General features: G+C 68.5%; 28 protein-coding genes and 1 pseudogene. 20 read left to right on the forward strand and 9 right to left on the reverse strand.

Annotation, left to right across the window (positions count from 1 at the left end; all coding sequences use genetic code 11):
- Positions 1 to 122 precede the first annotated feature (122 nt).
- From A5789_RS00925 to A5789_RS00945, 5 genes are all read left to right on the forward strand, one after another.
- Positions 123 to 905 carry an oxygenase MpaB family protein gene (locus tag A5789_RS00925; protein ID WP_064904338.1) on the forward strand — a complete coding sequence of 261 codons (783 nt, stop codon included), beginning with the start codon at positions 123 to 125 and terminating at the stop codon, positions 903 to 905.
- 27 nt (positions 906 to 932) lie between these two features.
- Positions 933 to 1925 (forward strand): oxygenase MpaB family protein, encoded by a 993-nt coding sequence (locus tag A5789_RS00930; RefSeq protein WP_064904334.1) that lies wholly within the window; start codon positions 933 to 935, stop codon positions 1923 to 1925.
- 153 nt (positions 1926 to 2078) lie between these two features.
- Positions 2079 to 2726, forward strand: coding sequence for a TetR/AcrR family transcriptional regulator (locus A5789_RS00935; protein ID WP_064904331.1), 648 nt, complete (start codon positions 2079 to 2081; stop codon positions 2724 to 2726).
- Positions 2727 to 2825: 99 nt separating this feature from the next.
- Positions 2826 to 3758, forward strand: a complete 933-nt coding sequence (locus A5789_RS00940) for an alpha/beta hydrolase (protein WP_064904330.1) — start codon at positions 2826 to 2828, stop codon at positions 3756 to 3758.
- A 269-nt stretch (positions 3759 to 4027) separates the two neighbouring features.
- A complete protein-coding gene (locus A5789_RS00945) occupies positions 4028 to 4891 on the forward strand; it encodes an AfsR/SARP family transcriptional regulator (RefSeq protein ID WP_081879522.1) in 864 nt (287 codons plus the stop codon).
- A gap of 11 nt (positions 4892 to 4902) precedes the next feature.
- Here the strand turns inward: A5789_RS00945 and A5789_RS00950 are convergent, their stop codons facing one another.
- Together A5789_RS00950 and accA are read right to left on the reverse strand one after the other, a co-directional pair.
- Positions 4903 to 6261 (reverse strand): acetyl/propionyl/methylcrotonyl-CoA carboxylase subunit alpha, encoded by a 1359-nt coding sequence (locus tag A5789_RS00950; RefSeq protein WP_064923357.1) that lies wholly within the window; start codon positions 6259 to 6261, stop codon positions 4903 to 4905.
- 14 nt (positions 6262 to 6275) lie between these two features.
- Positions 6276 to 7952 carry an acetyl-CoA carboxylase carboxyl transferase subunit alpha gene (gene accA, locus A5789_RS00955; protein ID WP_156511278.1) on the reverse strand — a complete coding sequence of 559 codons (1677 nt, stop codon included), beginning with the start codon at positions 7950 to 7952 and terminating at the stop codon, positions 6276 to 6278.
- A 213-nt stretch (positions 7953 to 8165) separates the two neighbouring features.
- On the opposite strand from accA, the gene A5789_RS00960 reads away from it, so the two are divergent.
- From A5789_RS00960 to A5789_RS00990, 7 genes are all read left to right on the forward strand, one after another.
- Entirely contained in the window at positions 8166 to 9434 is a 1269-nt protein-coding gene (locus A5789_RS00960) for a beta-ketoacyl synthase (protein WP_063012016.1), read from the forward strand.
- Positions 9431 to 10645, forward strand: coding sequence for a ketosynthase chain-length factor (locus tag A5789_RS00965; RefSeq protein ID WP_064927099.1), 1215 nt, complete (start codon positions 9431 to 9433; stop codon positions 10643 to 10645). Before A5789_RS00960 ends, A5789_RS00965 begins: the two co-directional genes overlap by 4 nt.
- Positions 10646 to 10697: 52 nt before the next feature.
- Positions 10698 to 10955 (forward strand): acyl carrier protein, encoded by a 258-nt coding sequence (locus A5789_RS00970; protein ID WP_030515841.1) that lies wholly within the window; start codon positions 10698 to 10700, stop codon positions 10953 to 10955.
- Positions 10952 to 11902 (forward strand): aromatase/cyclase, encoded by a 951-nt coding sequence (locus A5789_RS00975; RefSeq protein ID WP_064904324.1) that lies wholly within the window; start codon positions 10952 to 10954, stop codon positions 11900 to 11902. The genes A5789_RS00970 and A5789_RS00975 overlap by 4 nt, the downstream gene beginning before the upstream one ends.
- Complete coding sequence (locus A5789_RS00980; RefSeq protein ID WP_064904322.1) at positions 11899 to 12831, forward strand: MBL fold metallo-hydrolase; 933 nt, start codon at positions 11899 to 11901, stop codon at positions 12829 to 12831. The genes A5789_RS00975 and A5789_RS00980 overlap by 4 nt, the downstream gene beginning before the upstream one ends.
- 65 nt (positions 12832 to 12896) lie before the next feature.
- A complete protein-coding gene (locus A5789_RS00985; protein WP_369817539.1) occupies positions 12897 to 14111 on the forward strand; it encodes an FAD-dependent oxidoreductase in 1215 nt (404 codons plus the stop codon).
- Between the two features lie 25 nt (positions 14112 to 14136).
- A complete protein-coding gene (locus tag A5789_RS00990) occupies positions 14137 to 14898 on the forward strand; it encodes an alpha/beta fold hydrolase (RefSeq protein ID WP_064904317.1) in 762 nt (253 codons plus the stop codon).
- Here the strand turns inward: A5789_RS00990 and A5789_RS00995 are convergent.
- Entirely contained in the window at positions 14877 to 15248 is a 372-nt protein-coding gene (locus A5789_RS00995) for a helix-turn-helix domain-containing protein (protein WP_030515846.1), read from the reverse strand. The genes A5789_RS00990 and A5789_RS00995 overlap by 22 nt on opposite strands.
- Before the next feature lie 93 nt (positions 15249 to 15341).
- On the opposite strand from A5789_RS00995, the gene A5789_RS01000 reads away from it, so the two are divergent.
- Complete coding sequence (locus tag A5789_RS01000; protein WP_063012004.1) at positions 15342 to 15836, forward strand: luciferase family protein; 495 nt, start codon at positions 15342 to 15344, stop codon at positions 15834 to 15836.
- A 29-nt stretch (positions 15837 to 15865) separates the two neighbouring features.
- Positions 15866 to 16255: a lipocalin-like domain-containing protein gene (locus A5789_RS01005; protein WP_082940386.1), complete on the forward strand. Its 390-nt coding sequence runs from the start codon at positions 15866 to 15868 to the stop codon at positions 16253 to 16255.
- Here A5789_RS01005 and A5789_RS01010 read toward each other — a convergent pair whose 3' ends face one another.
- Both A5789_RS01010 and A5789_RS01015 read right to left on the reverse strand, forming a co-directional pair.
- The gene (locus tag A5789_RS01010) at positions 16256 to 16762 is read right to left on the reverse strand and encodes a biotin/lipoyl-containing protein (RefSeq protein WP_104366601.1); all 507 of its coding nucleotides are present in this window, start codon (positions 16760 to 16762) and stop codon (positions 16256 to 16258) included.
- Positions 16763 to 16777: 15 nt separating this feature from the next.
- Complete coding sequence (locus A5789_RS01015; RefSeq protein WP_030515850.1) at positions 16778 to 17560, reverse strand: SDR family NAD(P)-dependent oxidoreductase; 783 nt, start codon at positions 17558 to 17560, stop codon at positions 16778 to 16780.
- A gap of 186 nt (positions 17561 to 17746) precedes the next feature.
- Between A5789_RS01015 and A5789_RS01020 the strand changes: the two genes are divergently transcribed.
- The 4 genes from A5789_RS01020 to A5789_RS01035 all read left to right on the forward strand — a co-directional run bounded on the left by A5789_RS01020 (position 17747) and on the right by A5789_RS01035 (position 20688).
- On the forward strand, positions 17747 to 18166 hold the full coding sequence (locus tag A5789_RS01020) for a nuclear transport factor 2 family protein (protein WP_064904313.1): 420 nt from the start codon (positions 17747 to 17749) through the stop codon (positions 18164 to 18166).
- A 32-nt stretch (positions 18167 to 18198) separates the two neighbouring features.
- Positions 18199 to 18810, forward strand: coding sequence for a malonic semialdehyde reductase (locus A5789_RS01025; RefSeq protein ID WP_064904311.1), 612 nt, complete (start codon positions 18199 to 18201; stop codon positions 18808 to 18810).
- Between the two features lie 147 nt (positions 18811 to 18957).
- The gene (locus tag A5789_RS01030) at positions 18958 to 19722 is read left to right on the forward strand and encodes a sigma 54 modulation/S30EA ribosomal C-terminal domain-containing protein (RefSeq protein WP_064904309.1); all 765 of its coding nucleotides are present in this window, start codon (positions 18958 to 18960) and stop codon (positions 19720 to 19722) included.
- Between the two features lie 9 nt (positions 19723 to 19731).
- Positions 19732 to 20688: an acyl-ACP desaturase gene (locus A5789_RS01035; RefSeq protein ID WP_063011996.1), complete on the forward strand. Its 957-nt coding sequence runs from the start codon at positions 19732 to 19734 to the stop codon at positions 20686 to 20688.
- 1 nt (position 20689) lies between these two features.
- On the opposite strand, the pseudogene A5789_RS35190 reads toward A5789_RS01035, so the two are convergent.
- Both A5789_RS35190 and A5789_RS01050 read right to left on the reverse strand, forming a co-directional pair.
- Positions 20690 to 21366 (reverse strand): annotated as a pseudogene (locus tag A5789_RS35190) (PAS and ANTAR domain-containing protein).
- Positions 21367 to 21435: 69 nt separating this feature from the next.
- Complete coding sequence (locus A5789_RS01050; protein WP_064904302.1) at positions 21436 to 21870, reverse strand: hypothetical protein; 435 nt, start codon at positions 21868 to 21870, stop codon at positions 21436 to 21438.
- 80 nt (positions 21871 to 21950) lie between these two features.
- On the opposite strand from A5789_RS01050, the gene A5789_RS01055 reads away from it, so the two are divergent.
- The gene (locus A5789_RS01055; protein ID WP_064904300.1) at positions 21951 to 22403 is read left to right on the forward strand and encodes a hypothetical protein; all 453 of its coding nucleotides are present in this window, start codon (positions 21951 to 21953) and stop codon (positions 22401 to 22403) included.
- A 206-nt stretch (positions 22404 to 22609) separates the two neighbouring features.
- On the opposite strand, the gene A5789_RS01060 is transcribed toward A5789_RS01055, so the two are convergent.
- Positions 22610 to 22975 (reverse strand): STAS domain-containing protein, encoded by a 366-nt coding sequence (locus A5789_RS01060; RefSeq protein ID WP_063909364.1) that lies wholly within the window; start codon positions 22973 to 22975, stop codon positions 22610 to 22612.
- A gap of 243 nt (positions 22976 to 23218) precedes the next feature.
- On the opposite strand from A5789_RS01060, the gene A5789_RS01065 reads away from it, so the two are divergent.
- Positions 23219 to 24598: an AarF/ABC1/UbiB kinase family protein gene (locus tag A5789_RS01065; protein ID WP_063011988.1), complete on the forward strand. Its 1380-nt coding sequence runs from the start codon at positions 23219 to 23221 to the stop codon at positions 24596 to 24598.
- Here A5789_RS01065 and A5789_RS01070 read toward each other — a convergent pair.
- Positions 24579 to 24917: a hypothetical protein gene (locus tag A5789_RS01070; protein ID WP_063011987.1), complete on the reverse strand. Its 339-nt coding sequence runs from the start codon at positions 24915 to 24917 to the stop codon at positions 24579 to 24581. The genes A5789_RS01065 and A5789_RS01070 overlap by 20 nt on opposite strands.
- Between the last annotated feature and the right edge of the window lie 91 nt (positions 24918 to 25008).

Genomic DNA, 25008 nt, shown 5'->3' on the forward strand with positions numbered 1-25008 from the left:
CGGTCGAACTGCCGCTCGCGCGCCGGCGACCACGCCACGCCCAGCCGCTCCCGCAGTTCGGGTGGCATCGCGCCCGCCACCGCGACACCGACGGGGTCGACACGGCGTTTCTCGCCGACGAGATCTCGGCGTGGCTGTCCCCCGCCTACGGCGCCGCGAACGTCGTCATGCAACTGGCCAACGCCGGGGTTGCCTACGGCGTCATGGAGAGCACTGTGGACAGCGGCAATCTGCACAAACATCCGATCAAACGCGGCCGCACCACCATGACCTACATCGCGGTGGCCGTGGCCGGCAATGCCCAGGACCGCCGCATCTTTCGCGAGGCGGTGAACGCGGCCCACCGCCAGGTGCGGTCCCGGCCGCGAAGCCCGGTGTCCTACAACGCTTTCGATCCGCGGCTGCAACTGTGGGTCGCGGCCTGCATGGCGGCGGTGTTCGAGGACACGCGACGACTGCGGGGCGGGCGCAGCCGACACGATCCCGAGGCCGTCCATCGCGCCGCGGCGGTCTTCGCGACGACCCTGCAGGTGCCGCCCGAGTTGTGGCCGGCGGATCGGGCGGCATTCGAGCGCTATCGCACCGAACAACTCGACCGGCTCGATTTCGACGACCGCATGCGTGAATTCCTCGTCGGCATCGCGCGGCTCGATTTCCTCCCGGCGCCGGTGTCAGCGGTGCTCGGAAACTGGAATCTGTTCATGACTCTCGGCTATCTGCCGCCGCAGCTGCGGCGCAAACTCGGCTTCCGCTGGACCGCCGCCGAACAGCGCCGATTCGATCGCTGGCAGCGGGTGTTGCGCGGGTTCGACCGGCTCACCCCGCCCGGCGTGGTGCGGTTGGGCATGCGCGCCACGGTCTGGGACATGCGCCTGCGCTACATCACCGGCGCCACCGTCGTCTGACCGCATTCGTTCGAAGGAAAGATCATCGTGACATCCGAAAGCAGCGCGCCTGCACGCACTCTCGCTCCCGAACCGGAACTCATCGTCGACGGCGAAGCGGTCGAGCTCATCGCCCCGGACTCGCTCACCGCCGAGATGGTCGGTCACTGGACCTACCTGATCCTGGAGGCGGCCGCCTTCCTGATGCAGGGCATGCATCCGGTGATCGCCGATGTGGTGGAACGCTATTCGATCGCGCGCACAGATCCGGGTGGGCGCGCGATCCGCTCGGTGGATTCGGTGCTGCGCTGGACCTACGGCGGGCTCGAGGCGGTCGAGGAGGGCCGGCGGCTGCGGTCACTGCATCAGCCGCTGACCATGCGCAACGCCGACGGCAAACACATCAGCGCACTGGATCCCGGTGCGTATCAATGGGTTATCGCCACTGCCTACATCACCACCCTGAATGCCGGACCGCTGTTGATCGGCCGAGAGTTCACCGTCGCCGAGCAAGAGGAGTTGCTGCGCGACAACCGCCGGCTCGCGCGCCTGCTGCGCGTCCCGATGAAGGGCTATCCGGCCACCCGCGCCGAATTCGAGCACTACTTCGACCGGATGATCGAAACGACGCTCGAGGCTCGGCCCGAAACGCTGGACAGTGTCGAACAACTGCGTCACAGCAAGGCACAGCCCGAGGCGATGGCCCGGATTCCCGCGCCGGTGCGCCCACTGGTCGAGCTCGCGCTGCGTCCGGCCATGCGGATGACCTACCTGGCGTTGATCGCCGCCATGGATCCGCGCATCCGGGCCATGCTCGACATCGAACCCACTCCCCGCGAACAGCGGCAGGTACGGCTGATCTTCACCGCGGTGCGAGTGGCCTACCGGATACTGCCGGACCGGCTGACCTACTTCCCCCTCGCCTACCACGCTCGCAAGCACCATCAGTGCATCCAGGCCATGAAGCGCCGCGAACTGAAGTCGGCGGCCTACCGGGTGCGCCCCAAGCAGCCGCTGCGGCCGGTTCCCGATCCGAGGTGACGGCGATGGGGAACTCCCGGCCACCCTGGCCGAAATGTTCGCTTACTACGACACGATCGCCGGCCGCGCGCAGCCGGACGCCCTGACCGGGCGGCCCCGACGACGGTGATAGAAAGGGTGGACAGCCCGAACCGCCGACCACAGGGAGTCCCGGTGACAGATCCCGCACGTCTGGCCGGCCTGATCCCCGGCGGACTGGACACCCTGGATCCCACGGCCCGCAAGATCGTCACCGCCGCCCGAATATGCTTCACGGACAACGGTTTCGCCGAGACCACCATGCAGCGCATCGCCGAGACCGCAGGGGTGGGCGTCGCGACCGTGTACCGCCGGTTCGGCCACAAACAGCATCTGGTCCGCCTGGCCATCCTCGACGAAGCGCTGCGGCTGACCACCCTGCTCGCCGAGGTGGCCGACCGCGCCACCGGCCCGGAGGAGGCGACCACCGAGGTGTTCGCCGCATTCGTGCACGAGGCGTCGGCGCCGAAACTGCTCACCCGCAGCATCCGCGAATCACCGGCCGCCGGTGAACTCACCGACTTCCTCACCGACGACACCGCCATCGGCGTCTCGCGCACGCTCGTCACCAACCATCTGCGGCGCTGGCAGGACACCGGACGGTTGCCCGCCGATCTGGACCTCGCCATCGTCGGGGAGATGATCGCCCGGCTGATGATGTCGCTGATCGAAAACCCGGCCTCCGTCATCCCCCTCCAGGACACGGCGAAGGCCCGCGAGTTCGCCCGCGTCTATCTGGTGCCGCTGCTGCAGACTTGGCGCGTCGCGCCTGCCGACAGCTAACGGCCCGAAGCGCCTCCGCCCCGCGCCTCGGTGGCGAATACTGATCGGTGTCCGGGTGGCGTCATCACCGGGATACCGATTGTGCAGTGTGGAGTTGCGATGAGGCTGCGAGCTTCGACCCTGACCGTCCTCGCCGCCGCGTGTGTCGTGGCCGCCGCATTCGCTCCCGCCGCCGCGGGCCCACCGCTGCCGGGCACGGTGGATCTGCCCTGTGCGGCGGCGACCCTGCATCAGGACGTCGCGTGGTATCGGCCCGCGGGTACGCCACGCGGCCTGGTCTGGCTGCAGCACGGCTTCGCGCGCACCGAGGGCAACGTCGCCGCACTCGCCGAAACACTTTCCGCCGCTGGGTATCTCGTCTTCTCCCCCAGCCTGCCGTTCGTGAACCTCGACGGCTGCACCCTGCAGAACGTCGGCGACAATACCGCGTTCCTGGATCAGGTGGCCCGGCTGTTCGCCACCGCCGACGATCCCACCGGCCCGCTCGCCACCTCGGCGACGCGCGCCGGAGTCGGGCTGCCCGCGCTCCCGCGCTCGTTCGTGTTCATCGGTCATTCCGCCGGCGCCGAAGCCGTCGAATACGTCGCCCACCGCCTGCACACCTCCTCTCCGGCCGCGTGGGCGAAGCTGCGCGGGCTCGTCCTGCTGGACCCGGTGAAATCCTTCCTCGGCGCCGATACCGATGTCGCACTCGACGATCTCGCCGCCACCGACCTGCCCGTCCTGACCGTCTCCGGTCCGCCCGCGCTGTGCAACAACTTCGGCAGCGGAACCACCGTACTGCAGACACATCTGCATCGCCCCTTCCTCGGGGTGCGCCTCGACAGCGGCGAACACACCGACGCCGAAGGAACCTCGAGCGATCCGCTGGGCGAATTGCTCTGCGGGATACCACAACCGGCGAACGTGGCAACACTCCAGCACCTCGCCACCGGTTGGACCGGCGACTACGTCGACGGCACCACCGACTATCCGGCCGCCGCCGCGGGGGCCTTCGCCGAACACCTCGCCGAGCCCCTCACCGGAGCCTGACCGGAACCGGCGGACCGCTGCGGCCCGGCCCGGATTGCGCTCGGCGGCAATCGGTTCCGACGACCGGCCCGCAGCCACCCGGTCGAGCGTCCAAACTATTGTTCACCTGCGAAAACATATGCGAGAACAAGACGGCCGTAAGGCGTTAACGGTATGATCACAGTGGGTTTACGGTCTCGCCACAATGCCCTCGGTACTCTGAAACGGTCTACAGCGACGTACGATTTCACGCTCACCGCACAGCAATTCATGCTACAAGGGGACGCTACGTGTCGAATCCTGTGTATGCCCGCGTTCTGGGCCCTTTGACTCTCGCCCTCGACAATCGCAATGCGACGCCGACCGCACAGAAGCAACGGCAATTGCTGGCCTTGTTGTTGATTCGGCATTCGACGGTGGTTCCGGTCACGACCCTGATCGAAGAGCTGTGGAACGACGATCCGCCGCGCAGCGCGATAACGGTCGTGCAGACCTATGTTCTGGGTATCCGGAAGAAGATGGCGCAATATCTGGATGTGGACCAGGGCGAGATCGCGGACCGATATCTCCGCACCTGGAGCAAGGGATATATGTTCGACGCCCAGGACTGTGTCCTGGATTTGCGCGACTATCGCACGATGACCGACGCCGCCCGCTGCGCGCTGAATGCCGGTGACGACATGCGCGCGGTGGATCTGTTCACGGCGGCCGAAGCACTGTGGACCGGTCCGGCGCTGCTGGACGTGGAAAGCGGCCTGCCGCTGTCGGCCGAGCTGTCGCATCTGGAACAGGTGCGGCTGACCGACCTCGAACTGCGAATCGAAGCGCAGCTGCGGCTGGGCCGCTTCCGCGAGGTCTGCCCCGACCTGGCACGACTGACCGCGGAACAACCCCTGCACGAACGGCTGCAGGCCTACTACATGTACGCGTTGTGCCGTTCCGGCCGGCGGCATCGCGCTCTCGAGTCCTACCATGAATTCGCCCGTTCACTGCAGCGGGAACTCGGCCTGGATCCCTGTGTGAAATTACGCCGATTACACAGCGACATTCTCAACGCCTCCGACGAATCGGTGACCCTGATGCTCGAGCGCCGCCATGCCGGATATCTGATCGGCTGGCAGGCGGGCGCGCAACGTTCCGCGACGCCCGCCTGATCCGGCCGGCCTCATTCCGGGGCGGTACCCTCGAACATTTCTTCCACCAGGGCGGTGGTATGGGTACCGGCTCGGAATTTCGACTGATCGAGGACGTCCAGCAGAAATTCTCGAGTGGTGCACAATCGTTCGCCCTCGACCCGGAATTCCGTCAGCGCCCGGTTCATCCGCGCTATCGCGGCATCGCGATCGGGCGCCCACACGATGACCTTCGCGAGCAGCGAATCATAGTTCGGCGGCACCGAATAACCCGCCCGGATATGTGTGTCGACTCGGGTGAACGGACCGCCGGGCGCGGTGAATTCGGAAATCGTGGCGGGTGTCGGCGCGAATCCGGCCGCCGGATTCTCGGCATTGATCCGGCATTCGATCGCGGCCCCCTTCGGCTGAATGCGATCCTGCGTCCATGCCAGCGGTTCGCCGGCGGCGATCCTGATCTGCTCGGCGACCAGATCGATACCGGTGACCATTTCGGTGACCGGATGTTCGACCTGAATGCGGCAATTCACCTCCATGAAGTAATAGTTGCCGGCCGAGTCGAGCAGGAATTCGACGGTGCCGGCTCCGGTGTATCCGGCGGCGAGCACCCCGGCGACCGCGGATCGGCCGATCCGCGCGGCCAGCCCCTCCGGCAGCCGCGGCGCCGGTGACTCCTCCACCAGCTTCTGGTGCCTGCGCTGCACCGAGCAATCCCGCTCGCCGAGATGGACACCCGCGCCGAAGGTGTCACACAGCACCTGCACCTCCACATGCCGGGCGTGGTCGAGATACCGCTCGACATACACCCGGCTGTCGCCGAAGAGCATGCGGGCCGTGGCCCGGGTGTCCCGGTAGGCGCGGGCGAAATCGGCGCCGTCGTGCACCACCGCCATCCCGCGCCCGCCGCCGCCCGCGACGGCCTTGATGATCACCGGATACCCGATCCGGTCGGCGAGACCCTGCGCCTCGTCGAATTCGAGAGCGTCGAGACTGCCCGGCAGCAACGGCAACCCGGCCTTGGCCATCAGCGTGCGTGCCGACTGTTTGTCGCCCAGCTCGGCCATGACATCCGCGGGCGGTCCGATGAGGGTGACCCCGGCGGCCCGGCAGGCATCGGCGAAATCCGGTGATTCCGAAAGGAATCCGTAGCCCGGGTGGATGGCGTCGGCGCCGGTGATCTCAGCTGCCGTCAGAATGGCGGCCGCGTCGAGATAACTGCGTTTCGCCGCGGCCGGACCGATCCGCACGGCCTCGTCGGCGAAATCCACGACCGCCGAATCGTGGTCGGCCGCCGAATAGACCGCCACCGTGCGCACGCCCATTTCCCGGCAGGTGCGGGCCACCCGCAAGGCGATCTCGCCGCGGTTGGCGATCAGAATCTTGTCGAACATTCGCGCCGCCTCTCTCACGCCGCCGTGCGGGCGGCGACGGGGAGTCCGAAGCGACGGAATCTGGCCCGCCGCTGCGCCGCCAGCTCCTCACCGCTGCGCCCGATCAAGGCTTGCAGCGTTTCGGCCAGGGCGCGGTGCAGCCGCTCGGCCGCCGCGTGCGGCGCCAGGGCATCGTCGTGGCCGAGCTCGGGCAGTACACCGTCGACGATGCCCAGCCGCAACAGGTCGCGGGCCGTGATGTGCAGTGCCGCAGCGGCTTCGGCCGAGGCGCTCGGGTCGTTCCACACGATGGCCGCACACCCTTCGGGGCTGATCACCGAGTACACCGAGTCGGCCAGCATCAACACGCGGTTGGCGACCGCGAGCGCCAGCGCACCGCCGCTGCCGCCCTCGCCGATCACGACACTGATCACCGGAACGCGCAGGGCCGACATCAGGCGGATGTTCTCGGCGATGGCGACGGCCTGGCCCTGTTCCTCGGCGGTCGCGCCCGGGTAGGCGCCGGGCGTGTCGATGAGCGTGACGACCGGCAGGCCGAGCTTTTCCGCCAGGCGCATGAGCCGGGCGGCCTTGCGATATCCCGGCGGCGTCGGCATGCCGAAGTTGCGGGCCATGAGCTCCTTGGGATCGTGACCCTTCTGCTGGCCGATCACCATCACCGGCTGGTCGCCGAGCCAGGCCGGTCCGCCGACGACCGCCGGACAGTCGGCGCCGATGCGGTCACCACGCAGTTCGAGGAATCCGTCGAACGCGAGCGCCACATAGTCCAGCGCCGTCGGCCGGGTGATCTGCCGCGCGCGGTGGACCTGCTCCCACGCCTGGGTCTCGGGCAGCGACTGCGGATCGGTGACGATGCCGGCCGCCGCACCCGGTTCGCCGGTGGGATCGACCGGGCCCGCGATGCGCAGCAGCGAACCCAGCGTCGCGCGTAGGCCCGACCGCGGCACGATCATGTCGATGAGGCCGTGCTCGAGCAGGAATTCCGCGGTCTGGAACTGCGGCGGCAGTTCCTGGCGGATCGTCTGCTCGATGACCCGGCGACCGGCGAAGCCCAGCCGGGCGCCGGGTTCGGCGATCAGCACGTCGGTCAGCGTCGCGAACGAGGCGGCGACACCGCCGTAGGTCGGATCGGTGATCAGGCTGACGGTGAGGATGCCCGCGCGATCGAGCTGCTCGAGCGCCGCGCTGGTCTTGGCCATCTGCATCAGCGACAGCGGCCCCTCCTGCATGCGGGCGCCGCCGGAGGCGGTGACCAGCAGCAGCGGAATGCGTTCGGTCAGGGCGTATTCCGCCGCCACCGTGATCATCTCCCCCACCGCGGTGCCCAGGCTGCCGCCGAGGAAGCGGAAGTCCATGGCGACGATCACGACCGCGGAGCCCTCGATGCGGGCGGTCGCGCACACGACCGCGTCGCGTAGTCCGGTGCGCGCCCGCGCGCCGGCCAGCCGATCGGCATACGGCACGACGTCGTGGAAGTTCAGCGGGTCGTCCTCGGTGCCGGCGATCGGCAGCGGCTCGAACCGGCCCTCGTCGGCCAGCTGGCGCAATCGCTGCTCGGCGGACAGGGTGGTGTGCCGGCCACATTCGCCGCACACGCCCAGGTCTCGCTCGAAACGCTTGCGATACAGCGGAATCCGGCAGCCCGGGCACAGTACCCAGTCCGCGGTGTGGGAGCTTGGCGGCGTCTTCACGGGGTGTCTCCTGTGCTCGATCGGCCACGGTCAGCCGGACCGCAGCGTCCGGTGTGCCCAGGTTCGCGCGGCGCCCTCGAGGACAGCTCGATCGCGCTGCTCGAGCGGGGCTAGAGCGGCCCGCTTCACCCTGATCGTGATCTCGGGGACTTTCGGGACTCTTCGGCGAGAAGGGACAACAGCTGTGTACGCCAATGCATTCGGAGGTTCGTTATGAACCGTCGTGTCGTCGTGACCGGGCTCGGAGTTCGTGCGCCCGGCGGTAACGGCAAGGACGAATTCTGGAAATTGCTCTCGGAGGGGCGCACCGCCACCCGCCGGATCAGCTTCTTCGACGCCTCGCCCTACCGGTCGCAGGTGGCCGGCGAAGCCGATTTCGACGCGGCCCGGGAAGGGCTGTCACCCAGGGAGATTCGCCGCATGGACCGCGCCGCGCAGTTCGCGGTGGTGTGTGCCCGGGAAGCGGTCGCCGACAGCGGCCTCACCGTGGACGCGCTCGATCCGCAGCGCGTCGGCGTCAGCCTCGGCAGTGCCGTGGCCGCCGCGACGAGCCTGGAACAGGAATATCTGGTGCTGTCGGACTCCGGCCGCAACTGGGTGGTCGACGAGAAGCACGTCTCGCCCTACATGTTCGACTACATGGTGCCGAGTGTGATGCCGGCCGAGGTGGCGTGGAGTGTGGGCGCCGAGGGGCCGGTCGCCATGGTGTCCAACGGGTGCACCTCCGGGCTCGACTCGGTCGGGCACGCGGTGCAGTTGATCCGTGAGGGCTCTGCCGACGTGGTGCTGGCCGGCGCCGCCGATACCCCTATCACACCGATCGTGGTGGCCTGCTTCGACGCGATCAAGGCGACCACGCCGCGCAACGACGATGCCGAGCACGCCTCGCGCCCGTTCGACAACTCCCGCAACGGTTTCGTTCTCGCCGAAGGCGCGGCGATGTTCGTGCTCGAGGAGTACGACAGCGCCCGCCGCCGCGGCGCGCACATCTACGCCGAGATCACCGGCTACGCGACGCGCTGCAACGCCTACCACATGACCGGGCTCAAGGCCGACGGCCGCGAGATGGCCGAGGCAATCCGGGTGGCCCTCGACGAATCGCGGGTCGATCCCACCGCCGTCGACTACGTCAACGCGCACGGCTCGGGCACCCGCCAGAACGATCGCCACGAAACCGCCGCGGTGAAGCGCAGTCTCGGCGAGCACGCCTACCGCACGCCCATGAGTTCGATCAAATCGATGGTGGGGCATTCGCTGGGCGCGATCGGCTCGGTGGAGATCGCGGCCTGCCTGCTCGCGCTGCAGCACCAGGTGGTGCCACCGACGGCCAATCTGCACGAGCCGGATCCGGAATGCGATCTCGACTACGTCCCGCTCACCGCCCGCGACCACCGCATCGACACGGTACTGAGCGTCGGCAGCGGCTTCGGCGGCTTCCAGAGCGCGATGGTGCTGCGCCGCCCGCAGGGGGTGCCGGCATGAGCGTCGTGACGGGAATGGGCGTGGTGGCGCCCAACGGGCTGGGCCTGAACCACTTCTGGGACGCCGTGCTGGCGGGCCGCGGGGCGATCGCCCCGCTGACCCGCTTCGACACCACCGGGTTCGGCGCGACACTCGCCGGCCAGGTGGCCGAGTTCGACGCCGGCAAATACCTGCCGAGCCGGCTGCTGCCGCAGACCGACGTCTCCACCCGGATGGCGCTGGTGGCCGCCCAGTGGGCACTCGACGACGCGAAGGTCGACCCCACCGCACTCACCGACTACGGCATGGGCGTGGTCACCGGAAACGCTTCCGGCGGTTTCGAATTCACCCACCGCGAATTCAACAAGCTGTGGTCGCGCGGCTCCGAGCACGTGAGCGTGTACGAGTCGTTCGCCTGGTTCTACGCGGTGAACACCGGTCAGATCTCGATCCGGCACGGCATGCGGGGACCGAGCAGTGCGCTGGTCGCCGATCAGGCCGGCGGCCTGGACGCCGTCGGCCACGCCCGGCGCACCGTGCGCCGCGGCACACCCCTGGTCGTCACCGGCGGCGTCGATTCGGCGCTCGACCCGTGGGGCTGGGTCTCCCACATCGCGGCCGGAACGGTCAGTACCGCAACCGATCCCGCGCGCGCCTATCTGCCGTTCGACGCGCAGGCGGCGGGCAACGTGCCGGGCGAGGGCGGAGCCATGCTGGTCCTCGAGGATGCCGCGGCGGCCCAGGCCCGGGGCGTGCCCGACTGTTACGGCGAAATCGCCGGCTACGCGCAGACTTTCGATCCGCCGCTGGGTTCGCCGCGCCCGCCGGGACTGCAACGGGCCATCGAGCTGGCACTCGCCGATGCCGGACTGCGCAGCGACGACATCGATGTCGTCTTCGCCGACGCCGCCGGTGTCCCCGACGCCGACCGTGCCGAGGCGGCGGCCCTCGAGGCCGTCTTCGGACCGGGCGGGGTCCCGGTGACCGCCACGAAACCGCTCACCGGGCGGCTGTTCTCCGGCGCGGGCCCACTCGACATCGTCACCTGCCTGCTGGCCATGCGCGATGCGGTGATCCCGCCGACCGTGGCCACCACCGAACTCGCCGACGGATGCCGGATCGATCTGGTCCGCGGCGAACCGCGCTCGGCCGACCTCGGCGCCGGATTGGTGCTCGCGCGCGGCCGGTGGGGTTTCAACTCCGCGGTGGTCGTCCGCGCGCACCCGCGCTGACCCCGCAGCACAGCAATCGCACCATCCCTTCGAATGCACTCAGGAGCAGATCATGACCATCACCATCGACACCCTGCGCCGAATCCTCGTGGCCTGCGCCGGCGGCGACGAGGACGCCCCCGAACTCGCCGGTGACATCGCCGAGGTCGAGTTCGAGGAGCTCGGCTACGACTCACTGGCCCTGATCGAAACCGCCTCGCGTATCCAGCGCGAGTTCGGGGTGACGGTTCCCGAGGAACAGCTCATCGACGTCAAGACTCCGCAGGAGCTGATCGACATCGTCAACCAGCAGCTGGCGGGTGTGGCATGACCATCCGCACGACTCACACCCGTGTCGTCGAGGCGCCCGCGGACGAGGTCTACGGGCTGGTCGCCGATGTCGGGCGCTGGCCGGTGATCTTCGAACCCAGTGTGCTGGTGCGGCATCTGCACCGCGGCGCCGACGAGGAACGGTTTCGGCTGTGGGCGACGGTGAACGGGCAGGTCACCGACTGGACCTCGCGCCGGACCCTGGACCCCGCCGGCCGCCGCATCACCTTCGAGCAGGAACGCAGCCGGGCGCCGATCGCCTCCATGGGCGGGCAGTGGACGTTCGACGAAACCGGCCCGCGCACAACGACTGTCACCCTCGATCACCACTTCACCGTGGCCGACGGTGTGGATCCGGACGTGATCACCGGCGCGGTCGACCGCAACAGCGTGGCCGAGCTGGCGGCGCTGGCTCGGATCGCCGAGCTGGGGCATCCGGTCGACGACATCATCGTCACCTTCGAAGATCGCGTGACCCTCGAGGCGACGGCAGCCGAGCTCTACGACTTCGTCTATCACAGCGACCGCTGGCCCGAGCACGTTCCGCACGTCGGCCGGGTGGATCTCACCGAGGACGCCGACGGGGTGCAGCTGATGGAGATGGACACCGTCACCGAAGGCGGTATCCCGCACACCACCCGGTCGATCCGGATCTGTGTCCCGGCCGAGCGCATCGACTACAAACAGCAGCTGCCGCCCGCGATGCTGTTCGGGCACAGCGGCGCCTGGGAATTCGCCGACGATCCCGCCGGCGTGGTGGTCACCGCTCGCCACACGGTGGCGATCAACCCCGCCGCCGCGCGTGAAATCCTCGGTCCCGGAACCGGACTCGCCGAGGCGCGCGCCTATCTGGGCGAGGCCCTCGGCACCAACAGCCGCAACACCCTGCTGTGCGCGGTGCGATACATCGCGGCCCGCCGCGCCGACTCCGCGAAAACCCCGTCATGACGGCGACCGGAAGTCCGCGCCTGGCAGAACCGGTGGTGCAGGAGGTGGCCGAAGGTGTCTTCGCCTACACCCACGGCCACGGGGGCTGGTGCGTCAGCAACGCCGGCGTGGTCGCCGGGCCCGACGGTGCGCTGGTGATCGACACGCTCGCCACCGAGGATCGCACCCGCGGCCTGATCCAGCACGTGGATCGGGTCGCCGGCGGGCCGGCGCGCACCGTGGTCAACACCCATCACCACGGCGACCACAACTTCGGCAACCATCTGTTCGGACCCGCCGCGGTGCTCATCGGACACGACCGGATCCGCGCCGAGATGATCGAGACCGGGCTGGCCCTGACGCAGTTGTGGCCGCAGGTCCGGTGGGGCGACGTGCGAGTCACGCCCCCCTCGGTCACCTTCTCCGACCGGCTGACGCTGCACGTCGGCGACCGCCGGGTCGAGCTGATCCATCCGGGTCCGGCGGCGCACACCACCAACGACGTGGTGGCATGGCTGCCCGCGGAGAAGGTGCTGTTCGCCGGGGATCTGGTGATGTCGGGCGCGGCGCCGTTCTGCTTGTTCGGTTCGGTCGAGGGCACCCTCGCCGCGGTCCGGACGCTGGCCGGGCTGGGCGCGGAAACCGTTGTGGCGGGCCATGGTCCGGTCACCGGACCGGAGATTTTCGATCATACGATCCGGTATCTGGAGTGGATCCTCAGGTTGGCGCTCGACGGCCGGGCATTGGGGCTGACTCCGCTCGGCATCGCCCTCGAGGCCGATCCCGGCGAGTTCGCCGATCTGGTGGATGCCGAACGGGTGGTCGGCAATCTGCATCGCGCGTATGCCGAGGCCGACGGCGCGGCACCGGGGGCGCCGCTGGACGTGCTCGCCATCTTCGACGAGATGGTCGGCTACAACGACGGCCGGCTACCGGCGTGCCTGGCATGAGCGAGCGCAGCGAGCGAGAGGTCGGCACGGCCGAGCGGGAAACGGGCACGGCCGAGACCGTGGATGTGTGTGTGGTCGGCGGCGGACCGGCGGGACTGGTCGCCGGTGTGCTGCTGGCCCGGTCCGGAGCGAAAGTTCTCGTGCTGGAGAAACATCCGGACTTCCTGCGCGACTTCCGCGGTGACACGGTGCATCCGTCGACGCTGACGGTGATGGACGAGCTCGGGCTCGCCGAGGAGTTTCTCCGGCTGCCGCATGTGCGGACACCGCAGCTGCCGATGGCGACCGCGATGGGACCGGTCGTGTTCGCCGACTTCCGCCGGCTGCCCGGCCCGTTTCCGTTCGTGGCGTTCATGCCGCAGTGGGACGTGTTGAACTTCCTCGCCGAAACCGGTCGCCGGTATCCGGGATTCCGTCTGCTGCAACGGGCGGAGGTCACCGAACTGCGCGAGTCCGGTGGCACCGTCACCGGCGTGCGCGCTGCCACCCCGGACGGTCCGCTCGAGGTCCGGGCTCGCCTCGTGATCGCCGCCGACGGACGCAATTCGCTGGTGCGCACCAGCGGCGCGCTCGCGGTGGCGGCGAGCCGGGCGCCGATGGACGTGTTGTGGTTCCGGGTGGGCAAACCCGCGGGCGAGAGCCTGCCGACGGTTCGCAGCGGCAAGGGCTTCTTCATCGTCTGCATCGATCGCGGTGACTACCTGCAGGTCGCCTACATGATCCCCAAAGGCGGATTCGAGGCGATCCGGGCCGGTGGGCTGCCCGGGTTCCGGGCGCAGCTCGCGACCATCTATCCGGTGCTGGCGCCGGGGCTCGAGGCCGCGATTCGCGACTGGGACGATGTGAAGCCGCTCGATGTGCGGGTGGACCGGCTGCGGCACTGGTGCCGGCCCGGCCTGCTGGCGATCGGTGATGCCGCGCACGCGATGTCGCCGGCGGGCGGTGTCGGTATCAACCTCGCGGTCCAGGACGCCGTCGCCGCCGCGCGGCTGCTGGCGCCCACACTGGCCGCGGGCGGCATGCCGAGTCTCGCGCAGTTGCGCGCGGTGCAGCGCCGCCGCGAATCCCCCATGCGGGTGGTGCAATTCGCGCAATTGCGCCTGCTCGCCGACCTGTATCCGAACGCCGGAGGACCCAGCACCGACAAGCCGCTGCTGGCCCGGCTGCTGCGTCGCTTCCCCGGACTCTCACACGTGGTGGCACGGGTGATCGGCCTCGGGATCCGGCCCGAGCACGTCCCGCCGGCCCACGGCGACCATCTCATCGTTTCCGGTACCTAGTTTCGAGCACCCAGGAGGACCTGTCGTGTCGACCTATCTCCTCGTTCACGGCGCGTTTCACGGCGGCTGGGCCTGGCAGCGGGTGACCCCGCTGCTCACTGCGGCCGGCCACCGTGTCTTCGCGCCCTCACTCGCCGGTATGGGCGAACGCGCCGACGAGCTCACCCCCGATGTGGGACTCGACACCCACGTCGACGATCTCGCCGAGCTGATCGTCGCCGAGGATCTGCGGGAGTTGATCCTGGTGGGCCACAGCTATGCCGGGATCGTCGTCACCGCGCTCGCGGATCGGTTCCCGGACCGCATCGCCGAGCTGATCTACGTGGATACCTTCGTGCCACGAGACGGCGAAGCCGTTGCCGACATCATGCCGGAGATGGTCGAGGCGTTCACCACCGCGGCCGCCGCCGTGGGAGACGGCTGGCGCGTGCCCCCGCCGACCGAGCCGATGGGTGACAGCGGAATCAACGGCGTCACCGAGGAACCCGACCTGAGCTGGGTGGCCTCGATGCTGACGGCCCAGTCGCTGAAGACGTTCCACCAGCCGCTGACGCTGCGCAATCCGGCCTCCCTGGCACTCGTTCCCGTCACCCACATCCACTGCAGTGAGGGCGGCGAGGCCTTCAAGGCGATGCGCGCGGCGATGCCGCGGACCCTTCCCCCGGCCGACCTGCCCGCCGAACGGCTCGAGATCCTGCCGACCGGGCACGACTGCATGATCACCATGCCGCGTGAATTCGCCGGGCTGCTGTTGAAATTCGCGTCTCAGCCGTCGCCCGCGTCGTAGGCGGCACGAGCCGCCAGCACCTCCGCCAGGTGCTCGTTCGACCACCGCGCGAGACCGTCGAACAACGGAGTGAGGGTGCCGGCCAGCGCGGTGGCCGCGTACTCGACGCGAGGGGGGACCTCGGGGTGGTAGGTGCGCTGCACCAGGCCGTCGCGTTCGAGCTGGCGCAGCCGCTGGGTCAGCACCTTGGGCGTGACGCCCGGAATGCGTTGCTGCACTTCGTTGAAACGCATCCGCCCGTCGTGGATCAGCACCCACAGCACCTGGGTGGACCATCGGCCGAAGAACAGGTCGACCACCGGCGAGATCGGACAGGGATCGGCGACGGGCGGCGGCGTGACGGGCGTCATGATCACTCCTGGGCACTTTCCATTTGGTAACTACTATACTTTGGAAACTACTGTGTGACCAGAAGCCTTTACCGGCGCGAGAGGAGCACAGTGATGACTGCGACGGCACCACACGGAAACCTTCGCCTGCCGAGGCGGCGCGGCGAACGCCCGCTCACCCGGCCCCACAATCCTCATCAGCAGCTGACCCAGAATCCGGACGTCCGGCTGCAGGAAGCGCTGTGGGCGCGCATGGCCACACTCGAGGGTGTGCTGGCCGCCCGCAGTACGGTCTCGCTGCCCGACACCCGCGCCCTGCATCTGCACCCCGATCACGCGCACGGACCCGAGGACGCCTTTCTGGCGGGCACCGAATTCGCCCACCTGCACGGGCACGCCGACGGCAGCCTGCATCTGCGCCTGCCGGAAACCGCTGCCGCCGAAGCCGTTTCGGCCGGCTGGGCCGAACAGCATCCGATGGCCCGCGCCGGCGTCCTGCCGGCGACGCTGCTGATGGTCTACGGCCCGCGCGACGCCGACGAACTGGAACAGGTCTGGCAGCTGGTACGCGCCTCCTACGACTACGCCCGCGGGAACGCTCGAGCATGATTCGAGCGGCGGCACGCATCGTGAGGACCATGACTGCGACTGATCTCGTCGGCACCTGGGAACTGTTGTCCTACTACGACATCGACGACGCGGACGTGCGCAGCGAAGGGCCACTGGGTCCGGCGCCGCGCGGTCTGCTCATCTACACCGCACAGGGCTCCGTCTCGGTGAGCATGATGCGCACCGGTGAAACCACCGCCGCGAACACGTTCATGGGCTACGCCGGAACCTGGCGCACGGCGGGAAAGGCGGTGGTGCACGCGATCAGGGTCTGCTCCAATCCCGCCTGGGCCGGTACCGAGCAGGTACGCCAGATGTCCCTCGACGGTGACGTGCTGACGCTGATCGGCGCCGCACAAGTGGACGGGCGGACCCAGCGCCGCATTCTCACCTGGCGCAGGTCCGCCCGCCCGTGCTGATCACTCCGGCGAGTACGAGAACAGAGGTTCGTCGAATTGCACGGATTCCCCGTCCTGTTTGAGGATCGCGGTGACGACCCCGCCCACCTCGGCCGTCACCGGGATCATCAGCTTCATCGCCTCCACGATGCCGACCTGACGCCCCGGCGACACCCGGTCGCCGACCGCCACGAACGGCTCGGCACCGGGCTGCGGGCTCCGATAGAACACACCCACACTGGGTGCGCGGATCACCGGATCGGTCACCGCCACCTCGGTCGCGACGTCGGTTGCGATTGCCGGTGCCGGTGCTGCCCCGGCACTCACGCCCGCCTCCCCCGAGCCCTGCGGCCACTGTGCCTCCACGGTCACCTCACCGACCTGGATCCGCAGGCCGCTGGGCTGGGCGGGAAAGCCGGCCAGCAGCCGCAGCGCACCCGACTGGATGGCGTCGAGTATCTGCAGGTAGTCGTGCTGGGCGGCGTCGAGTTCCGGTGTGGGCGTGACGTTTTCATCCATTGCTGTCATGACGGCGCTCCGCGGTCAGTAGTTGCCCAGGCCGCCACAGACATTCAATGCCTGTGCGGTCACGGCGGCGGCGGCCGGCGAGATCAGGTAGTCGACCATCGCGGCCACCTCGTCTACCTGGACATAGCGGCCGATCGGCACCCGGGCGCTCACCCGCGCGTGCACCTCGTCGGTGTCGACACCCCACAGACCCGAATACACCTCCCGAACCCGTTCGGCCATAGGCGTTTCCACGAATCCGGGGCAGACCGCGTTGACCGTGATCCCGGTCTTGGCCAGCTCCAGCCCCAGCGCCTTGGTGAAGCCGACGACCCCGTGCTTGGAGGCCGAATAGGGCGCGCCGTGAAGCACACCCTGCTTACCGCCGGTCGAGGCGATGTTGACGATCCGGCCGCTGCCCCGCTCGAGCATGCCACCGGCGGTGAGCGCGGCCTTGGTGGCGTAGAAGACGCTGTGCAGGTTGGTTTCGATCACATCGAGCCACAGCTCGTCCTCGATCTGCGCGGTCACGCCGCCGCCGCTGCGGCCGGCGTTGTTGACCAGGATGTCGACCGGCCCGAACCGCCGTACCCCGGCGTCGACGTACTCCCGGATCCGGTCGGCGTCGCGAACGTCGCAGCCCACTCCGTCCACCGCGAATCCGTCGTCCTGCAACTGCTTGGCCGTATCGGCCACCCGTTGCTCGTCCCGGGCACAGATGAACACCGCAACACCCTGTGCCGCCAGGTTTTTCGTGATCTGCAAGCCCATCCCGCTGGTCGCTCCGCTGACCAGCGCCACGCGCTGACTGTCCGCCATATCTCCTCCATCGGTGCTGGATCCGGTTACGCCGGCCCGTCCGGCCACCAGCGTCGCGAAAGGCCCTATAAGACCGGTCAAACCGGTGCGGGCTCGACCGAATCTCGAGCGCCGTCGGCGACCGTGGAGCGCGATCGAGGTCCGCCCGGAATCCCGGCGGCCACACCGTCTTCCGAGGAGCCGTCCATGACCACTGTCGCCAGCCGCGCCGAGCTGTACGCCGAGGTCCAGCAGTTCTACGCCGATCAGATGCAACGCCTGGACAACCGCGACATCACCGGCTACGCCGAAACCTTCACCGAGGACGCCGAGTTCGAGCACACACCCGGCCGCCCGCCCGCGCGCACCCGCGCCGGGATCGTGTCGGATCTGGTGGAGTTCCACAAGCGCTTCGACAGCGATCCGATGCAGCGCCGGCACTGGTTCAACATGATCAACCTCTCCCCGCACGACGACGGCAGCATCGTCGCCACGATGTACTGCCTGGTGGTCAAGATCCGGCCCGGCGCGGCGCCGGAGATCGCGCCGAGCTGTGTGGTGCACGACGTCCTCGTCCGCATCGACGGCGAACTGCGCACCCGCTCCCGCCGCGTCACCCACGACTGACCGAAACCGCAACCCCGACAAGGAGTTACGCTGTGAGCATCGCTGAGCCCACCACCCACCTCACCCTCGCGGCCGAAGCCCAGGACCTGCTGTTCCGCACGGCCCGCACCGCCAACACCTTCACCGACGAACCGGTGAGCGACGAGCAGATCCGCGACATCTACGACCTGGTCAAATACGCTCCGACCTCGATGAATCAGCAGCCGCTGCGCATCGTGCTGGTCCGCGGCGCCGAGGCCCGCGCCGCCCTCGTCGAGCACATGCTCGACAACAACAAGCCCAAGACCGAGAAGGCGCCGCTGACCGCGATCCTGGCCGCCGACCTCAATTTCCACGACCACCTGCCCAAGGTCTTCCCGCACGCACCCGACGCCAAGGACTACTTCGCCGACGACGACTACCGGGCCGAATCGGCACGGTTCAACGCGCTGATCCAGGTGGGCTACTTCATCCTCGGCATCCGCGCGGCGGGGCTGGCCGCCGGCCCGATGAACGGGTTCGACGCCGCCGGTGTCGACAAGGAGTTCTTCCCCGAGGGCACGCACAGCGCCCTGGTCGTGGTCAATATCGGCAAGCCGGGCCCCGACGCCTGGTACCCGCGCTCCCCGCGGCTGGACTACGACGAGGTCGTCACAACCGTCTGACCTCCGCCCGCCCGAAGCCCGATCGGAATTTCCGATCGGGCATTTCGTGCTTCCTCGAAGGGACTTTCGGCCCTTGGGCGCCATCCTCCGCGTCGGCACAGTTGTCGTGCGTCGAAACGGGCCGGGTGAGCGAAAGAGGGCGAGCGGGTGTTGCGGGAATCTCAGGCATGGTCGTCGGCAGCGTTCCCGGACATCGTCATCTTCACCCGCGGGCCGGTCCCCGCACTCGAGGCCGAACGCGTGGCCGGGGCGGTGGGCCGGCTGCTGGCGCGCCACAGCGTCACCGGCGGCGCCCGGGTGCGGGTGACCGCCGCTCCCGGTGAGACCGAATCCCTGCTGGTCCAAGTGAATCTCGCACTACCCGATCGCCCGGTCCGGATGCAGGTGCGCACCCGCGAGCCCCACGAGGTGCTGTCAGTGGTGGTCCGGCTGGAACGGCAGCTCACCGACCCGGCCGTCCGGGAGTGGCCGGATCCGGCCCGACCGGCGCTGGCCGACCCCGGCGTCGGAAAGATAGTGCGCCGCAAGGCATTCCCTCTCGACACCCTGCGCCCGAAGTCGGCCGCGGCGATGATGGACACGCTCGACTTCGACGTGCACCTGTTCGTCGACGCCGAAACCGGTGAGGATGCCGCCGTCTACCGGGCCGGCCCCTCGGGACTACGGCTGGCGCGCCGATCTCGGATGCATCCGCCCTCCGATACCGGCGGCCGGATCTTCACCGTGCACTCGCGTCCGACACCCATCCTCACCGAATCCGCGGCGGTGGAGCGGCTGTGCGAGCACGGCCTGCCCTTCCTGTTCCACATCGACGCCTGCACCGGGCGCGGACATCTGTTGTACCGCCGCTACGACGCGGATCTCACCCTCGTCACACCCTGTGCCGAGGTCGCATTCGACACGGAAAGGTAGATCACCAGCGTGGCACGAGAGTTGACACAACGGGAAATCCTCACCGAACTCGAACCGGTCGCCGCCACGGCACTGGACCGGCATCTGTCGATGGTCAAGGAGTGGCATCCACACGACTACGTCCCGTGGGACGCCGGTCGCAACTTCGCGATGCTGGGCGGAACCGATTGGGAACCCGGGCAATCCACGCTCAGCGAGGTGGCGAAGGCGGCGCTGGTGACCAACCTGCTCACCGAGGACAACCTGCCCTCCTACCACCGCGAGATCGCCGAAAACTTCTCCCAGGACGGCGCCTGGGGAACCTGGGTGGGCCGCTGGACCGCCGAGGAGAACCGCCACTCCGTCGTGCTGCGCGACTATCTCGTGGTCACCCGCGGCGTCGACCCGGTCGCGCTCGAGAACACCCGCATGACCCATATGACCAACGGCTTCACCCCGGGGGTGGCCCGGCTGCTCGACGGTGAAGCGGGATTCCTGTATTCGGTTGCGTACGTAAGCTTTCAGGAACTGGCCACCCGCGTCAGCCACCGCAACACCGCCAAGGTGTGCGACGACCCGATCGCCGACCGCATGCTGCAGCGCGTCGCGCTCGACGAGAACCTGCACATGATCTTCTACCGCACCATGTGCGCCGCCGCGTTGGATCTCGTTCCCGATCAGGCGATGACGGCCATCGACCTCATCGTCGAGAACTTCAAGATGCCCGGCGCCGGAATGCCCAACTTCCGCCGCAACGGAGTGCTGATGGCCAAACACGGCGTCTACGATCTGCGCCAGCACTACGAGGACGTGCTCGAACCGGTGATCCGGCAATGGAACATCTTCGGCCGCAACGACTTCGGCCCACGCGGCGAACAGGCCCGGGAACGACTGGGCGCCTTCCTGGAGAATATGGAACTGGTGCAGATCCCGCGCTTCGAGGAGCACCGCGATCGATCCCTGGCCCGCGAGCGGGCCCGCGCCTGATTCAGCGGGGGTGGCGCGGTATGCGGGTGTGAGCGGTGAGCAGCAGGTGGTCGAAGGCGGTGAGCGTCTGCGGCCGCGCTTCCGGAAGCGTCTCCAGTTCGGCGACCAACTGGGCGGCCAGGTCGCGCAGTTTGGTGTTGGTCTCCTGCGAACGCCAGGACAGGATCTTGAACGCCTGCTCGGCATTGACGCGATACATCCGCATCAGCACACCTTTGGCCTGTTCGATCACCGCGCGATGCTCGATCACGTCGGGCAGGGCCGCCGACAGGGTTTCGCGCTCGCTCTCGGCCAGGGTCTCGGTGAGGTCGATGTAGAAGCCGCCGGTACCGATGACAGCTCCGGCATCGTCGTGAGGCGGTCGGCGACCACCATCACGTGATGCACCTGTCCCGCGGTGTCGATGAACCGGTGCCGGCTGGAGAACGATTCACCCAGATCGACCGCGCGGGCGATGCGCGCCGCCACATCGTCGCGGTCGTCGGGATGTTTGTGGGAGAGCAAGAGTTCGGTGGTCGGCACCACGCTGCCGGGGGTGTAACCGTGCATCCGGTACACCTCTTCCGACCACTCCCAGCGCCGTGTCGCGAACCAGAACCGGAAGGATCCGACCCGCGGCACACTGCTCGGATCGACCGGTGCCGTTTCTCCCGTCGTGTGATCATGTTCGTTGTCCATGCCGTTGCGCCGCACGAAACAATTATGGCCGGTCGAGATCGTTCCGGTGGTGCGGTCCGCGACGACTGTTCACATGAAGGGCCACAGGTCCGCGTCGCGGTGGGTGGTCTGCGCCAGACGGGGATCGTCGGCCGAACGCAGCCAGCGCACCGGCACCCGGATCGGTTCGATCGAGGGCAGGCACGCCACCCGGCCGGTGCGGTCCACGAGCGATCCCACCACGCGATATCCCTGCTTCGGCGCCAAGCCCAGGGCCGCGGCCTGGTCGTCGCTGAGTGTGACCTCGGTGTGCGAGCGTTCGATGAGCCGCAGTCCCTCGACCGTCACCGGATCGGTGTCGTAGTCGACGTTGGAGACCGTGAGCCGGAACCGGGCGCCGGTGAGCAGGCTCGCCACCCACATCGATGTGCCCAGTCGCTCGCGGTCGGGATAGCGGGCGGCCGGCAGTCGATGCGGGACCAACACCACGTAGGTATGCCCGATCTCCACGTCACGGGCGCGCATGGCTTCCAGAATCGTCCTCCCGGCGTTCCGGTGCAACGTTGCCGTTACAAGGCTCGCCGTGCGGGCATAGTGTGTCGTGCATGAGGGAGTCCGCCGCCCGGTGCGCGGGTGAGCGCGCCGCACAGGCAGCCGAGCGGGCCGAGGAGCTGGCCGCGCGGCAGGCCGAGCTGAGCGCGGGACGACCGATCACACACGAGGACGTCGACATGGCGGCCGAGCGGGCTCGACAGGCACTCGCGCGTGCGGAAAGCGCTCATCGGGCGGCCGCGGATCGGCACGAGGACGCCGCACGTGCCCACGAACGCGCGGCTGCCGCCTACGAGAAGGCCGCTGCTCACGCCAGGGCTTCTGCGTCCCGCACGGGTTCGGCGTCCGGCATGGATCCGGCGTCCGGCGCCGCGCGCGCCTCCGCGGCCGACCGGGCTCGCCGCGATGCCGCCTTCCACCGCGCCGCGGCGGCACAGGATCGCGCCGCCGCCCGTGAACAGCGAATCGAGGCCGAGCGCGAGTTCGGCAGCACCGCGACCGAATAGCCGATCGAGGCCGCGTGGGTCACGTCACAACGCGGCCCGGAAATAGCTCGCCGGGTGTCTCGGTTGTACCCGCTGTCGGCGTCCGGACAGCCCCGGGCCGCACCCTTCAGTCGCTTCGAGCGACCACCCGCCGAGAGGCGCTTGTGGGACGTCGACCTCATACGGACGCCGCCGGGAACGCCACCCGGCGGCGTTCTGCTGTCGGCTCAGCGAGCGGTGACGCCGGCGCTGGCCAGATCGTCGTATACCGAGACCATCCGATCCAGGCCGGTGACCTGGATGACACGTTTGGCCGCCCCGGACGCGACCACCCGCAACCGCCGGGGAGTGACCGTGGTCGCGGCCGCGTGCAGCACGCTCAGACCGGCCGAACCCAGGAAACCCACTCCGGACAGATCGATGACCGGCGCGGCCTGGTCGGCATCCTCGAACGCCTCGCTCATCCGGTCCAGCACACTCTGCAGCTGGTCGGCCGTCATCGCGTCGACATCGCCGTACGCCGATATGACGAGCGCACCGCCGGTCCGGTCGACCTCGACGCTCAAGCCGCTGTCATCCACCAAGACACTCATCTCCTCGTCACCGCCATACATCACATTCGTATACAACCCCCGCCGCGAGAGCTCAAACCTCTTTTTTCTCCGCCTCGGTCGCGGCTGTGTGCTGTTCCGACGTCGGCCGCGCGTTTTCGTGATATCCACGCGAGTGGATCCGAACGGCCGAACACTCGCGGGCGGGCCGGTAGCTTGGCCTCGCCTCGCCCCCACTCGGTCCGGCGCGGTGAGCGGCAGGTCCGAACCGATGGAGGTTTAGCAGTGAGCAACCGGGTTCCCCACGGCCGTATCTCGCGCGGCAGCAAAATGGGCCGGCTCGCTGCGGGACAGGCGCTGCGCGGGGTCGGCACCCGGCTGTCGATGGTGGGCCGCACCGAAGAAGCGCGCCGGCGCTTGAGCGAACGCTCGGCGATGCAGGCCGCCCAGCAACTGGTCACCGTGCTCGGCGGGATGAAGGGCGCGGCGATGAAGCTCGGGCAGATGCTGTCGGTGCTCGACCTCGACCTCCTCCCAGAAGAACAACGCGAGATGTTCCGCACCAAACTCGCCCAACTGCGCGACCAGGCCCCGGCCTTCCCGTTCTCCGCCATGCGCGCGGTGATCGAGAACGATCTCGGCCCGATGGCGCGGATCTTCGCCGACTTCGACGAAACGCCGATCGCCGCCGCCTCCATCGGGCAGGTCTACCGCGCGCGACTGCGCGACGGGCGAGACGTCGCGGTCAAGGTCAAATATCCCGGCGTCGACCGAGCCGTCGAAGCCGATATGCGCAACCTCATGATGATCAGCCGCCTGTGGAAGGCGGTCCTGCCCAGCGCCGCCGACGAAGAGGTGCTCGCCGAAATCGCCCGCAACATCGGCAGCGAACTCGACTACCCCCGCGAGGCCCGCACCCAGCACCACGTCGCGACCCGCTACCGCGGCCATCCCTACATCAGCGTGCCCGACAGCATCGAACAGTGTTGCGGCCCCGATGTTCTGGTCACCGAACTGGTCGACGGCGAACCGTTTCAGCACATGCGATCCCTGCCCGACGCCGATCGCACCCGCATCGGTGAGCTGATCTACCGCTTCTACATCACTTCCCTGTTCACCGACCACGAGTTCTGCGGCGACCCGCATCCGGGCAACATCCTGCTCACCCCGGACGGACGACTCGCCTTCGTCGACTTCGGGCTCTACACCGCCATGAGTCCCGCCGACGTCGAACTCGAACGCGAGATCATCCGCGCCGCAGGCGAATACCGCGCCGAGCACATCTACCACTCCTGGGTCGCCCAGGGCATCGTCGATCCCGACGCCGGAGTCACGCCCGAGGAATGCCTCGGCTACATCTGGGCAGCGACCGGCTGGCACCTGATCGACGAGGACATCACCGTCACCCCCGAATTGGCCACCAGCGCAGTCGTTCTCGCCGTCGACCCCCGCGCGGCCGAGTTCCGCGGCATGCGCCACCAGCGCCTGCCACCCGAGCACGTGTTCTCCCGCCGCGCGGACCTGTTCACCTATGCCGTACTCGGACAACTGCACACCACCAACAACTGGCATCGCCTCGCCCGCGAATGGCTCTACCACGAACCACCCGCGACCGACATCGGCGCCGATATCGCCCGCTGGCGGTTCACGGCACGATCGTCGTGATCGGCACCGCGCCGGGATAGCCTCGGTCGCGGGCATACCAGCACAGGAAGCCGTCGGTGTCGGCCGACAGATCGGTCACCCACCAGCGTTCCATCCCGTCACACAGATCCATATAGGTGCAGCAATCGCGCAATTCCTCGAACGAACCGCGCTGCCGCGCCGCACATACGAGTGCCGCGACGATCCGCCTGGCCGGAGGATGCCCGTAGACGACCCAGCCGTATCCGTCCTCGAGCGGCTGGAGCCGGACACCGTAGAAGTGGCGGCCGAACAACCGGCCGAGTGTGGAATCGATTGCGTAGCAGTGCACATCGCGCATGGGCACCTCCGAATTCGTCGTCGACACCGAACGTCGCCACGGACGCGCGGTATCGGGCCTGGAGAGCCGAGATGCCCACCGGGTGGTGGTC

Origin of the sequence: Nocardia sp. 852002-51101_SCH5132738 (assembly GCF_001665695.1) — a bacterium.
Lineage (GTDB): Bacteria > Actinomycetota > Actinomycetes > Mycobacteriales > Mycobacteriaceae > Nocardia > Nocardia nova.

Bases quoted from the DNA above. Each gene is read 5' to 3' on its own strand.
- A5789_RS00940 (WP_064904330.1), top strand. From the start codon at position 2,826: ATGAGGCTGCGAGCTTCGACCCTGACCGTCCTCGCCGCCGCGTGTGTC.
- A5789_RS00950 (WP_064923357.1), bottom strand. From the start codon at position 6,261: ATGTTCGACAAGATTCTGATCGCCAACCGCGGCGAGATCGCCTTGCGG.
- A5789_RS00960 (WP_063012016.1), top strand. From the start codon at position 8,166: ATGAACCGTCGTGTCGTCGTGACCGGGCTCGGAGTTCGTGCGCCCGGC.
- A5789_RS00965 (WP_064927099.1), top strand. From the start codon at position 9,431: ATGAGCGTCGTGACGGGAATGGGCGTGGTGGCGCCCAACGGGCTGGGC.
- A5789_RS00970 (WP_030515841.1), top strand. From the start codon at position 10,698: ATGACCATCACCATCGACACCCTGCGCCGAATCCTCGTGGCCTGCGCC.
- A5789_RS00975 (WP_064904324.1), top strand. From the start codon at position 10,952: ATGACCATCCGCACGACTCACACCCGTGTCGTCGAGGCGCCCGCGGAC.
- A5789_RS00980 (WP_064904322.1), top strand. From the start codon at position 11,899: ATGACGGCGACCGGAAGTCCGCGCCTGGCAGAACCGGTGGTGCAGGAG.
- A5789_RS00995 (WP_030515846.1), bottom strand. From the start codon at position 15,248: ATGACGCCCGTCACGCCGCCGCCCGTCGCCGATCCCTGTCCGATCTCG.
- A5789_RS01000 (WP_063012004.1), top strand. From the start codon at position 15,342: ATGACTGCGACGGCACCACACGGAAACCTTCGCCTGCCGAGGCGGCGC.
- A5789_RS01005 (WP_082940386.1), top strand. From the start codon at position 15,866: ATGACTGCGACTGATCTCGTCGGCACCTGGGAACTGTTGTCCTACTAC.
- A5789_RS01010 (WP_104366601.1), bottom strand. From the start codon at position 16,762: ATGACAGCAATGGATGAAAACGTCACGCCCACACCGGAACTCGACGCC.
- A5789_RS01015 (WP_030515850.1), bottom strand. From the start codon at position 17,560: ATGGCGGACAGTCAGCGCGTGGCGCTGGTCAGCGGAGCGACCAGCGGG.
- A5789_RS01020 (WP_064904313.1), top strand. From the start codon at position 17,747: ATGACCACTGTCGCCAGCCGCGCCGAGCTGTACGCCGAGGTCCAGCAG.
- A5789_RS01050 (WP_064904302.1), bottom strand. From the start codon at position 21,870: ATGCGCGCCCGTGACGTGGAGATCGGGCATACCTACGTGGTGTTGGTC.
- A5789_RS01055 (WP_064904300.1), top strand. From the start codon at position 21,951: ATGAGGGAGTCCGCCGCCCGGTGCGCGGGTGAGCGCGCCGCACAGGCA.
- A5789_RS01060 (WP_063909364.1), bottom strand. From the start codon at position 22,975: ATGAGTGTCTTGGTGGATGACAGCGGCTTGAGCGTCGAGGTCGACCGG.
- A5789_RS01070 (WP_063011987.1), bottom strand. From the start codon at position 24,917: ATGCGCGATGTGCACTGCTACGCAATCGATTCCACACTCGGCCGGTTG.